The organism is Stenotrophobium rhamnosiphilum, from assembly GCF_003052265.1.
In the GTDB taxonomy this organism is placed as follows: Bacteria; Pseudomonadota; Gammaproteobacteria; order Nevskiales; family Nevskiaceae; genus Stenotrophobium; species Stenotrophobium rhamnosiphilum.
In genome coordinates, this window is record NZ_QANS01000005.1 from 239759 (window position 1) to 251985 (window position 12227).

General features: G+C 54.0%; 12 protein-coding genes. 6 read left to right on the top strand and 6 right to left on the bottom strand.

All coding sequences use genetic code 11. The annotated features are described in order from the left end of the window. Positions 1-63 precede the first annotated feature (63 nt). Both CJD38_RS14045 and CJD38_RS14050 read right to left on the bottom strand, forming a co-directional pair. A complete protein-coding gene (locus tag CJD38_RS14045; protein WP_107940988.1) occupies positions 64-1230 on the bottom strand; it encodes a PilT/PilU family type 4a pilus ATPase in 1167 nt (388 codons plus the stop codon). Positions 1231-1239: 9 nt separating this feature from the next. Further along, positions 1240-2274: a type IV pilus twitching motility protein PilT gene (locus tag CJD38_RS14050; RefSeq protein WP_107940989.1), complete on the bottom strand. Its 1035-nt coding sequence runs from the start codon at positions 2272-2274 to the stop codon at positions 1240-1242. 99 nt (positions 2275-2373) lie between these two features. Between CJD38_RS14050 and CJD38_RS14055 the strand changes: the two genes are divergently transcribed. The 3 genes from CJD38_RS14055 (at position 2374) to rpiA (ending at position 5915) form a co-directional block, all read left to right on the top strand. Next, entirely contained in the window at positions 2374-3078 is a 705-nt protein-coding gene (locus CJD38_RS14055; RefSeq protein ID WP_107940990.1) for a YggS family pyridoxal phosphate-dependent enzyme, read from the top strand. Between the two features lie 112 nt (positions 3079-3190). Then, the gene (locus tag CJD38_RS14060) at positions 3191-5212 is read left to right on the top strand and encodes an acyltransferase family protein (RefSeq protein WP_107940991.1); all 2022 of its coding nucleotides are present in this window, start codon (positions 3191-3193) and stop codon (positions 5210-5212) included. Positions 5213-5255: 43 nt separating this feature from the next. Continuing rightward, positions 5256-5915 carry a ribose-5-phosphate isomerase RpiA gene (rpiA, locus tag CJD38_RS14065; protein ID WP_107940992.1) on the top strand — a complete coding sequence of 220 codons (660 nt, stop codon included), beginning with the start codon at positions 5256-5258 and terminating at the stop codon, positions 5913-5915. Positions 5916-6050: 135 nt separating this feature from the next. Here rpiA and CJD38_RS14070 read toward each other — a convergent pair whose 3' ends face one another. Then, positions 6051-7526 (bottom strand): DEAD/DEAH box helicase, encoded by a 1476-nt coding sequence (locus CJD38_RS14070; protein ID WP_107940993.1) that lies wholly within the window; start codon positions 7524-7526, stop codon positions 6051-6053. A gap of 232 nt (positions 7527-7758) precedes the next feature. Between CJD38_RS14070 and CJD38_RS14075 the strand changes: the two genes are divergently transcribed. Beyond that, on the top strand, positions 7759-8250 hold the full coding sequence (locus CJD38_RS14075) for a DUF4399 domain-containing protein (protein WP_107940994.1): 492 nt from the start codon (positions 7759-7761) through the stop codon (positions 8248-8250). A gap of 25 nt (positions 8251-8275) precedes the next feature. After that, on the top strand, positions 8276-9043 hold the full coding sequence (locus tag CJD38_RS14080) for an SDR family NAD(P)-dependent oxidoreductase (protein ID WP_107940995.1): 768 nt from the start codon (positions 8276-8278) through the stop codon (positions 9041-9043). A 50-nt stretch (positions 9044-9093) separates the two neighbouring features. Here the strand turns inward: CJD38_RS14080 and CJD38_RS14085 are convergent, their stop codons facing one another. Next, positions 9094-9975 carry an alpha/beta fold hydrolase gene (locus tag CJD38_RS14085; protein ID WP_107940996.1) on the bottom strand — a complete coding sequence of 294 codons (882 nt, stop codon included), beginning with the start codon at positions 9973-9975 and terminating at the stop codon, positions 9094-9096. 69 nt (positions 9976-10044) lie between these two features. Between CJD38_RS14085 and CJD38_RS14090 the strand changes: the two genes are divergently transcribed. Beyond that, positions 10045-10893 (top strand): mechanosensitive ion channel family protein, encoded by an 849-nt coding sequence (locus CJD38_RS14090; RefSeq protein ID WP_107940997.1) that lies wholly within the window; start codon positions 10045-10047, stop codon positions 10891-10893. Between the two features lies 1 nt (position 10894). Here the strand turns inward: CJD38_RS14090 and CJD38_RS14095 are convergent, their stop codons facing one another. Beyond that, positions 10895-11353 (bottom strand): SET domain-containing protein-lysine N-methyltransferase, encoded by a 459-nt coding sequence (locus CJD38_RS14095; RefSeq protein WP_107940998.1) that lies wholly within the window; start codon positions 11351-11353, stop codon positions 10895-10897. Further along, entirely contained in the window at positions 11353-12219 is an 867-nt protein-coding gene (hslO, locus tag CJD38_RS14100) for an Hsp33 family molecular chaperone HslO (RefSeq protein ID WP_107940999.1), read from the bottom strand. Before hslO ends, CJD38_RS14095 begins: the two co-directional genes overlap by 1 nt. Between the last annotated feature and the right edge of the window lie 8 nt (positions 12220-12227).

Consider the following 12227-nt stretch of genomic DNA (forward strand, 5'->3'; position numbering starts at 1 on the left):
TATTAAATAAGTAAAGCAATATAAAACAAACGCTCAGCCCTTTAAGGTTGAGCGCGTGATGGCTTAGCGCCGCATCAGCTGCGCTTTTTCTTCTTCCTTCATCTGCAGGCGGCGAACACCTTCGTCGTCCAACAAGTTCTGGCGCGCGCGCTTGGATTCGAGTTTCACGCGCAGACGCAGTTCGTTCTGAGAGTCGGCGTTTCGCACAGCCTCTTCATAACCAATGAGGCCTTCTTCAAAGAGTTTGAACAGGAACTGATCGAACGTGATCATGCCCTGCTCGTTCGAGCGGCTCATCACTTCCTTAATCTGGTGCACTTCGCCCTTGAAGATCAGGTCTGCGATCAGCGGCGAGTTGATCAGGATTTCCATTGCCGCAACACGACCGCCGCCGTCTTTGCGAATCAAGCGCTGCGAGATGATCGCTTTGGTGTTGAGCGACAAGTCCATCAACAGCTGTTCGCGCTTTTCTTCTGGGAAGAAGTTGATGATGCGATCGAGTGCTTGGTTGGCGCTGTTGGCGTGCAACGTCGACAACACCAAGTGACCGGTTTCTGCGAAGTTGATGGCGTATTCCATCGTCTCGCGCGTACGAATTTCGCCGATCAGAATGACGTCAGGTGCTTGACGCAAAGTGTTCTTCAGCGCGTTTTCCCAGCTAAATGTGTCTGCGCCAACTTCACGCTGCGTGATCATGCAGCCGATATGCGGATGCACGTATTCGATCGGATCTTCAATCGTAATGATGTGACCCTTAGTATTGGCATTGCGGAATCCGAGCATCGCTGCGAGCGATGTTGATTTACCCGAACCCGTCGCGCCCACCATCAGCACCAAGCCACGCTTGGTCATGACGATGTCTTGCAGAATCTTGGGCAGACCGAGCTGCTCAAATTTTGGAATGTCGGTTTGAATCGTACGCAGCACGCCGCCTACTTGGCCTTGCTGAATAAATGCACTGACACGAAAGCGACCGATCTGCGGGGGACTGATCGCAAAGTTACATTCGTTGGTGGATTCAAATTCTTTGATCTGACGATCGTTCATCAGCGAACGAATAATCATCGCCGAGTTTTCACCCGTCAGCGCCTTGTCCATCACTGGCGTTAAGTTGCCATCGACTTTAATCGCGGGCGGAAAACCTGACGTGATGAAAAGATCCGAGCCGCCGCGCTGTTTCATTAGCGTAAGCAACTGTTGAATAAGTTTTATAGCCTGTTCGCGTTCCATGTCAGCCTCTTACAGATCCAGCGGCTTGTTAGCTTTGCGGCGTGCATCATCAACCGTGACCGTGCCGCGGCGGACCATTTCTTTAAGCGTCTGCTCCAACGTCACCATGCCTTCTTTCTGACCGGTCTGGATCGACGAATACATCTGCGCAATTTTGTTTTCGCGAATCAGGTTACGAATCGCCGGCGTGCCGATCATGATTTCGTGAGCAGCCACACGGCCACCGCCCTTCTTCTTCATCAGCGTCTGCGAAACCACCGCACGCAAACCTTCCGACAACATTGCGCGAACCATTTCTTTTTCTGCAGCTGGAAACACGTCGACGATACGATCGATCGTTTTCGCGGCGCTGGACGTATGCAGCGTGCCGAAAACCAAGTGGCCCGTTTCGGCGGCAGACAGTGCCAAGCGAATGGTTTCAAGGTCACGCATTTCGCCGACGAGAATGGTGTCGGGATCTTCACGCAGTGCCGAACGCAGCGCTTCATTAAAGCCCAGCGTGTCGCGATGTACTTCGCGTTGGTTGATCAGACACTTCTTTGACTGATGCACGAATTCGATCGGATCCTCAATCGTGAGGATGTGGCCGTACTCATTTTCATTCTTGTGGTTGACCATCGCCGCCAATGTGGTCGATTTGCCCGAACCCGTAGGGCCCGTGACAAGTACCAATCCGCGTGGCGTATCTGCCAACTCTTTAAAGATGGCCGGACAACCGAGATCTTCCAGCGACAGAATCTTTGACGGAATCGTACGGAACACGGCGCCAGCGCCGCGGTTCTGGTTAAAAGCATTTACGCGGAAACGTGCGAGGCCAGGAATTTCAAACGAAAAGTCGCATTCCAAAAATTCGTCGTAAGCCTTGCGCTGCTTGTCGTTCATGATGTCGTACACCATGTCATGAACTTGTTTGTGATCCAGCGGCGGCAGATTAATGCGTTTGACGTCACCGTCCACGCGAATCATCGGCTCAATACCAGCGGACAAGTGAAGATCTGAGGCGCCTTGTTTGACGCCAAAGGTCAGTAACTGAGCGATATCCATCGCCTAACCCCTCATTTGAATTTTTATCGGTCGGTAACGACGCTACCCCAGCGCGTTACACTTATGTGGACACTAGCGGTCTTTTCCCCTACCCGCAATATGAATTTCATTACTGACAATCTGTTGGCCGTGCGCGAGCGCATAGGCAAAGCCTGTGCCACGAGTCATCGCGCGCCTGAATCCGTGCAGCTACTGGCCGTCAGCAAGAAATTTAACGCCGCCACAGTGCAGCTCGCGATAGCCGCTGGCCTGACCGATTTTGGCGAGAATTACCTACAAGAAGGCCTCGACAAAATCGCTGCCCTGCCGCGTGAAAAGCTGAGCTGGCATTTCATCGGCCCGGTGCAATCCAACAAGACTCGTGGCTTGGCGGAACAGTTCGATTGGGTGCATAGCGTTGATCGTCTCAAGATCGCTCAGCGGCTTTCCGAACAGCGCCCAGCCTCTCTGCCGCCGCTCAATGTTTGCGTGCAGGTCAATATTTCGGGCGAGGCCAGCAAATCCGGCTGCGCACCGGTCGAGGCGCTGGCGCTTTGTCAGGCAGTCGCCGCATTGCCAAGATTGAAATTGCGCGGACTGATGGCGATCCCCGCACCCGTAGCAGACGGCGCCGATCCACGCGCCCCGTTCCGCGCGCTGCGCGAACTGTTCGAACAAACCCGCGCCAGCAGCGAGGTGGGCGCCGGGTTTGATACGCTTTCCGCCGGAATGTCAGACGATCTCGAAGCCGCCATTGCCGAAGGGGCAACGATGGTACGCATCGGGACTGCGATCTTTGGCTCGCGCTCCTCAAAAGGACTCTGAGGACCACACTGACAGCAAAAGCGCATCGGGCCATGCCGTATAGCCAAAAGTCACCGTACACAAGCGGTATGCAGCGTGCCTTCAGTAAATTTTAAGTAACAAAAATATAAAAATGAAAAATCTGGGGGCGCCGAACTCACACGAGAATCGGCTTACATATCGAGCAGATATTCAGGGACTGCGAGCAATTGCAATTTTGCTGGTCGTCGCTGCCCACGCAAAAGTCTCTGGTTTAGCAGGAGGCTTTATCGGCGTAGACGTGTTCTTCGTTCTGTCAGGCTTTTTAATCACGGGCCTGCTTACGCAAGAATTAACCGCAACCGGCTCAATTCAGTTCTTACGCTTTTACGCACGTCGCTTCCAACGCTTGCTACCCGCAATGCTGTTAGTGCTGGCATGCACCTGCATAGCGGCAGCGATTTTTATCCTTCCCGGCGGCCAAGTCAGTCAAGCATCAGCAGCCGCTGCAGCCTCCGTATGGCTCAGCAATTTTCATTTTGCCTTTTCCAATATTGATTATTTTGGCCCGAGCGCCGAAAACAATCTCTTCTTGCACACGTGGTCGCTTGGCGTAGAAGAACAGTTCTATCTTGTATGGCCAGCGCTTTTGATCTTTATTGCCGCATTGCCGCTAGGCTCTAAATTCCAAGGCAAAGTCAAAATAAAAATTGCGATGTTTGCTGTTGTGGGCATCAGCCTTGTTAGCTGCGTCCTTACGACACAGCATTCGCCAGAGCTAGCGTTTTACATGATGCCGTGGAGAGCTTGGCAATTTGCACTAGGCGCCCTCGCGATGCTCTATTGCGGAAATCCAGCCGATGTTGAGACTCACAGCAGAAACCCCCAGTCAGCAAAGTTTGTCTGGATAGGATGGATAGGATTAGTTTTAATCTTGGGCTCTGCTTTGTTTCTCACGCCAAACTTGGCATATCCAGGCGCATGGGCCCTCATTCCTTCGATAGGAACCGCGTGCTTGCTGATGGCAGGAGCGAAAAATGTAGGCGGCGGCGCGAGTACATTTCTGTCGCTGCGCCCAATGCAGGCAATCGGGCGCGTTTCATACAGTTGGTATTTATGGCATTGGCCTGTACTGATCTTGGGCGCAACACTTTTTGATTCCACTCACCCGCTTGCTAGGCTTTTGCTGGTCGCGATATCACTACTTCTTGCAGTATTGTCGTATCGCCTCGTTGAATCCCCCATTCGTCAAAGCAAAAAGCTGATCGAACGCCCCTCGATTGTCTTCTTCACTTCAGTCTCGTTAATCATTGTCGCTTGCACCTTAAGCGTCCAATGGGGAAATGCCGTATCAAACTGGCTAAGTCAACCCCAGCAGCAGCGTAATGCGTATATCAGAAACGGCATGCCCATTATTTATCGCATGGGTTGCGACACTGACATCCGCAGTTCAAGTCTCCACGTCTGCGCATTTGGCAAAGAAAATGCAAAGCACACTGCGGTATTAGTGGGAGACAGTATCGGTGCGCAGTGGTTTCCTGCAGCAGCGAAGATTTTCAATGGGGCGGACTGGCGGTTAATTGCATTCACAAAATCTGCTTGCCCGATAGTTGATGAACCTATTTTCTATTCAAAAATTGGACGCGAGTACACCGAATGCGCGCAATGGCGCAGTGAAGCTTTACTTGAGATACAGAAGTTAAAACCAGATGTTTTATTAATAGGCTCTGCGGCGCACCCTGCATATTCGAATGAACAGTGGAAAGCGGGAACGAATCGAGTTCTGTCAAAAATCAGCCCATTTGCTCAGAACATCTATCTGATACGCCCAACGCCAGTACTGCCGTTTAACGGCCTAGATTGCATATCGGGGCGTAATTGGTGGCCTAGGCAGCTTTTAGGAAAAACAGAATGCAAAGCTCCCGCGAATAGTCAGCGCGCAACTGAAATATTTCATGCACTCACCGCCGCAGCAAATTCATTCAAAAACGTAAAAATTCTAGACCTAAATAACAGTGTCTGCCCCAATAACAAGTGCACTGCGGAGCTTGGCGGCATGGCTGTATTTCGCGATACCCAGCACTTGAATGCAAACTTTATCGAATCACTAAGCCCTCAATTGGAAGACCAATTGGACTTGGGCACTTTAGTTTCCAAGCGAAAAGCACCAAACTAACTGGCGTTAATACTCTCCCTTCAATGTAACTCGAGATGCACCAATGACACAGGACGAAGCCAAAAAAGCCGCCGCCGAAGCCGCACTCAAATATGTTGTGCCCGGCGAACCACTCGGCGTTGGTACTGGCTCCACCGTTAATTTCTTCATTGATGCATTGGCCAAGATTCGCCATGACATTCCGGGCGCTGTGTCTTCCTCTAACGCCAGCAGTGAGCGTTTGAAGAAGATTGGCATTGAAGTGCTGGACCTTAACAACACTGGTCAGTTGTCGATCTATGTTGATGGCGCTGATGAAGCTGATGCGAATCTGCGCTTGATCAAAGGCGGTGGCGCTGCGCTGACGCGCGAGAAGATTGTTGCCGCAGCGAGTCGCAAGTTTGTTTGTATTGCTGACGAGAGCAAGCTGGTGAAGGTGCTGGGCAAGTTTCCGCTCCCAATCGAAGTGATTCCGATGGCGCGCAGTTATGTCGCGCGTGAGTTGTTGAAACTCGGTGGCAGCTGCGAGCTGCGCATGGGCGTCACGACGGATAACGGCAACGTCATTATCGACGTGCGCAATCTGGAAATTCTTGATCCGGTCACTCTGGAAAATAAGATCAACCAAATTCCAGGCGTGGTCACGGTTGGTTTGTTTGCTCAGCGTCCAGCCGATGTGTTGTTGCTCGGCGGCCCTAATGGCGTGCGTGAACTGAAAGTTTAAGCACACACTTGTCATCCCGAGCGTAGCGAGGGATCTCGCTTTTAACGGCAAGATCCCTCGCTACGCTCGGGATGACAGATAACAAAAAACCCTCGCCGCTTACGCAACGAGGGTTTTTTAATGCCCGCCGTTTACTTAGCGTGGCTTGCTTGAAGGACGACCTGCACCGCCGCTATTGCGACCGCCGAAGCTTGGGCGACCGCCTGCATTGCTCGCACGGTTACCGTTGCTGTTACCGCCACGGTTGCCATTCGAGCTGCCGTTACTTGGGCGATTGCCGTTGCTTGAGTTGCCATTGCTAGGACGGTTGCCATTGCTGGAATTACCGTTGGCGCGATTGCCGCTCGATGCGCCACCACCAAAGTGTTTGCGTGGTTCGCTATCGCCTGCAGGACGCGGACGGCTTGGGGCCGCTTTGCGTGCTTGTGGGCGCATTGGTGGACGTGGCAGATCACGTAGTGGTTCGGTCGCGGTGTAGCCTTCGACTTCGAACACGCTGATGGTTTTCTTCAGCAGACGTTCGATATCTTTCAGCTCACCTTTTTCGTCACCAGAAACCAGCGAGATCGCTTCGCCTGTTGCGCCAGCGCGGCCGGTACGACCGATGCGGTGCACGTAATCTTCTGGAACGTTAGGCAGTTCGTAGTTCACAACATGCGGCAGCTGGTCGATGTCCAGACCGCGTGCGGCGATGTCGGTTGCGACCAGAACGCGCACGGCGCCTGATTTGAAATCGGCCAGCGCACGCGTACGCGCACCCTGACTCTTGTTGCCGTGAATCGCGGCAGTGGTGATGCCATCTTTTGCGAGACGATCAGCCAAACGATTGGCACCATGTTTGGTACGCGTGAACACCAGCGTCTGCTGCCAGTTGCCGCGGCTGATCATGAATGCCAGCAAACCAGCTTTCTGATCTTTAGCGATATGCACAACGCGTTGACCGACCGTTGCAACGGCGGAGTTACGTGGCGCGATGTCGATGCTGACAGGATTCTGCAGCAGGCCTTCGGCGAGCTTGCGAATGTCTGGCGAGAACGTTGCGGAGAACAGCAGGTTCTGACGCTTGCGTGGCAGCAAGGTGATAACGCGCTTGATGTCATGGATAAAGCCCATGTCCAACATGCGATCCGCTTCATCCAGAACCAGCGTTTCAACGCGGCCGAGATCAACCGTGCGCTGGCTGACGTGATCGAGCAAACGACCTGGCGTTGCGACGATGATGTCGACGCCACGACGCAGCATGTCGATCTGAGGATTGATATTCACGCCACCGAAAATCACGGCGGTGCGAAGTGAAGGCAGATTGCGGCTATAAGTGCGAACGCTGTCAGCAACCTGAGCAGCGAGTTCGCGCGTAGGCACCAACACCAGCACGCGCACAGCGCGGCGAGATTGAGCGCCTACAGCAGCTTCGTCAGCCTGCAGTTTTTGAAGGATTGGCAGCGTGAATGCAGCCGTTTTGCCGGTGCCGGTTTGCGCAGCAGCGAGCAAATCGTGACCAGCGAGGACAGCAGGAATGGCTTGTGCCTGAATCGGCGTGGGCTCGGTGTAGCCTTCTTTGGACACGGCTTCGAGCAGGCCCTGTGACAGGCCAAGGTTTGCAAATGACATTAGGTAAAGCTCCTGAAGCGCCTGGCCCCGCTACGCAGGGACCGGTTCAGGCAGCGAAAATAAGGATTAATCGGGGACGAAAACTTGGGATTCCGCGATGGTTTGCAACGGAGGGGAAAGAGTTCCAACTCATGGCACCAACCGGAAGGTGCCCTTAGCAAACGGCGCGCAGTATAGACGTGAGCCGCTAAAAGTCCTAATTTCGCGGACCCGAGAAATACTGGAGAGCCCCATGAAACACACGATTAAGCTGATTGCCATCAGCACTTTGCTGCTCAGCGCGACTGCCGTACAGGCAGATTGGAAATCAGACCTGAAGGATGCCGCCATCCAGAAGGGCAACAACACCGCAGCCGAAAAGCTGGGCCTCGCGACCACCGCCCCTGCCGGCGCCAAGGTTTACATCATCTCCCCTAAGAACGGCGACACCGTCAGCAGCCCGGTCACCGTGCAGTTTGGCCTCAGCGGCGCTGGCGTTGCACCTGCAGGAACGCAGGTGGAAAACACCGGCCACCATCACCTGCTGATTGATGATCCAGCCGTGGATCTGACCAAAGCACTGCCAGCCAGCGATCAGGTTGTTCACTTTGGCAAAGGCCAGACCGAAACCTCGCTCAAGCTCAAGCCAGGCAAGCACACCCTTCAGCTGATTTTTGCCGACTGGAAACACCAGCCGTTCAATCCTTCGCTGGGCTCCGACAAAATCACGATCACCGTTAAATAAACCCACATAAGAAGAACTCGAATCCATGCAAGTTAAAAACAGCACTTTCATCATCAGCGGCGGCGCTTCAGGCCTCGGCGCTGGTACGGCCAAGCGTCTTGTTGGCGCAGGCGCGAATGTCATCCTCGCTGACCTCAACGAAAAAGTCGGCACTGACTTCGCTGCCGAACTCGGCAAGCAAGCACGCTTTCTGCGCGTTGACGTCACCAACGAAGCTGACGTCGCCGCAGCCGTGGCACTGGCACAAAAGGAATTTGGCAGCGTACAGGGTGCAGTCAACTGCGCAGGTATTGCTGGCGGTGAGAAAGTTGTCGGTAAAGAAGGCGCGCATTCACTCGCCAATTTTGCACGCGCGATCAACATCAATCTGATCGGCACGTTCAACATGATTCGCCTGACCTCCGTCGCGATGAGTCAACAGGCTCCGAACGAAGAAGGCGAGCGCGGCGTGATTGTGAACACGGCATCGGTAGCTGCGTTTGATGGCCAGATTGGTCAGGCGGCTTACGCTGCGTCGAAGGCTGGTGTGGTTGGTATGACGCTACCTATCGCACGTGAACTGGCACGCCACGGCATCCGCATCATGACGATCGCACCGGGCCTGTTTGAGACGCCGATGATGGCCGGCATGCCGCAGGACGTGCAGGATTCGCTCGGCAAAACCGTGCCGTTTCCACCACGTTTGGGCCGCAGCGGCGAGTTCGCTCAGTTGGTGCAGCAGATTGTTGAAAACCCGATGTTGAATGGCGAGTGCATTCGTTTGGACGGCGCGCTGCGCATGGCTCCGAAATAAGTCAGTCGTTGAATCAAAAAGGGCGCGACATTGTCGCGCCCTTTCTTTTTTTAGCTGTTCTTACTTTCTCGATTAAGAAAATCCAATACATGCTCCGCAAACTGCTCCGGCTGTTCGCACTGCATAAAGTGCCCGGCACCTTGCATCGTAATCAGCTTGTATCCCGCATCGAAGCAATAGGCCTGATTCTCAAACATCTCAGCACCAATACAGCCATCGTCCGTGCCACGAATGACTCGCGCAGGTACTGATAACTTTTGCGTGAAAATCGCTCGCCCTTCCCGGCTTGCCAAGGTTGCAGGCAAAGCACGGTAATAAGCCAGTGCAGCCTTCAGGCGCACAGGATCAGAGAACCCGGCTTTCAGCGGCGCGAAATCATCTTCGGTGAAATTCCACCGCGGCGACCAATTGCGGATCAATTGTCGTAGCCAGAGAAAATCGTCTGCCACCACACGGCGCTCTGGAATCACGGGCAACTGAAAGAATCCGATATAGCGCGAACGCACAATCTGTTTGAGCGTCGGCTTGAGCAAAAAATGTCGCAGATGCGGAATCGCGGCGGTGACGATGCCACGCACATGCTGCGGATACAGCGTGGCGGCGAAATAGGCGGTGACGGCGCCCCAATCGTGGCCGACAATAAATGCACGCTCTTCACCGAGCGCTTTGATCAGCTCAATCGCGTCGCGCCCGAGGGTTGTAGCGCGATAGTCGCCGTCGGACGCCATACCGCTTGGCGCATAGCCGCGCATGAACGGCGCAACAGCGCGATAACCCGAGGCGGCCAATGCCGAAAGCAGCGGTCGCATGCTCCAAGCCGTATCCGGGAAACCGTGCAGGCAAAGCACGAGTGGCCCCTCGCCCGCTTCCAGTACGGAAAAGTCGAGGCCATTGGCCCGAACCCAGCGGGGCAGAAATTCAGAAGTGGACATGGGAACTCTTGGATGCTGATGACATCAGAGCACTTACACTAAACTTCGCTCCTTGAGAAAGGAATACCCATGACGATTCAGCAACGCGTACACAATTTGATGCAGGAACCAGAACAACTTTTTGATCTGGCGGCACCGTTCGTTCTGCATTTGTTTGCAGCGATCCTGATCTTCTTCGTGGGTAAATGGCTGGCGAATTGGGGCGTCAAACTCGTGCGCACCGCAATGCGCCGCGCTCATGTTGATGAAACGCTGGGCGATTTCCTAGGCAATGTGCTCTATGGCTTAGCACTGACCGTTGTCGTGGTTTCCGCGATGCATCAGGTCGGTATCGACACGACCTCCGCGGCTGCAGTCTTGGGCGGTACCGCGCTGGCCATTGGCCTGTCGCTACAGCAACAACTTTCCTCACTCGCCGCTGGCGTGATCCTGATCATCTTCCGTCCGTTCAATAAGGGCGATACGGTAGAGATTGGCACCGGCATCAAAGGCGTTGTCGAAGAGATCCGAATTGTTCACACGCGCCTGCGCACTTTTGATAATCGCGAAGTGATGATTCCGAATTCCAGCATCACCACCAACACGATCACTAATTTCACGGTGCGCGGCATGCGCCGCATCGATCTGGTGATTTCGATCAGCTACGGCGCCGATCTACTGAAAGCCAAGCAAGTGTTGCGTGAATTGCAGGACACCGAAGCACGCGTGCTGAAAAGTCCCGCGCCGACTGTTGGCGTTAAAGATCTAACGGCGAGCTCGCTGGATTTGAACGTGCAGTCGTGGGTCAAAACGGCTGACTACGATGCAGTGCGCTCTGATCAGCTTGAGAAGATTAAATTGCGCTTCGAACGCGATGGCATTCCATTGCCTTCAGCCGCAATGGATGTGACTGTGCATCAAGCGCCGGATGGGAAATAACTTAAAGCGCTTTGAGTAGCTGCTCAGCACTACCACGCAGGCATTCTTCCCACGACAGGCCAACGATGGCGCGGCCGGTGACGCTGTCTTTAAACGGCATCTCTTCAGCAGAGCCGATGACGTAGCGATAGTCCATCGTGATTTCTTCGCCGGGAGTGAGTTCACGCAGGGCGAAGATAAAACCGAGATGCCATTGAGCATTTGGCGTGAACGAGTGATTGACGTAGCATTCATCACTCCACTCTGGCGTCAGTGAAAAATAATCTTCAAACCAACGCACGCTGGATTCCACTTCAACGGAATCCGCTGCGTATTCACGCAATTTCTTTTCTGGCCAGACGGTGTGCACATTGTCTGGCGCGATGATCACAGCGCCTTTGCTGATGGCTTCATCAGCAAACAGGCCTTTGCCTGCGAAAGGAATTAATGAAGGGCCAACCTTGTATTTTGGAATGATCATTAATGACGCGTTGGCGTCAACGGTTCGCCAAGCGCAGCGCTGAATAATTCTTTCACTTCAATCGGCGTAAAGATGTATTCGTGGCCGCAAAATTCGCAGGTGACATCCACCTTGCCACGCTCTTCGAGTACCGGCGTGAGTTCTTCCTCGCCAAGGCCGAGCAACATCGTCGCGATGCTGCCGCGATCACAGCGGCAAGAGAGTTTCACTGCACGCGGCTCGAACATGCTCAGCTCTTCAGCATGGAACAAGCGGCGCATCAGCGTTTCTGCATCAACGCTGGCGAGTTCAGCTTCATCCAGTGTGCCGAGCAAGGCTTGCAGATGTTCCCAGCCCTGCTCGTCTGCGACGCCTTCAGGCAAACGCTGCAACAGAATGCCTGCGAGACGGCCTTCGCTCATTGCGAGACGCATCATCGTCGGCAATTGCTCGGACTGCATGAAATAGGTTTCGAGTGCATTAGCGAGTGCAGCGCCTTCAGTCGGTACGAAAGCTTGATAGTTCTGCGTGCCAACGTCTGGGTCGAGCATCATCGCCAGCGTGCCGCCCTGCACTAGTTCTTCAAATGTGCCTTGAGCATCTTCCGCTGCCTTGGCCATGCCGCGCACAACGAGATGGCGATCAATCTGTGCAACGAGAAGCTTGATGGCGCCCTTGCCTTCCTGAAACTGAAGATTGATGCGGCCTTCGAATTTGGAATGCGAAGCCAGCAAAGGCATTGCTGCGATAGCCTGTCCGACAATCTTGCGGACGTCTGGCGCGTAGACGCGCGAGCCGAGCATCTCGCCGATACCCGTGGTGATCTCCACCACAGCGCCACGCACACCATAAGCAGGAAACAAAAAATCTGTGAGCGTGTCGGCCATCGTTGCGA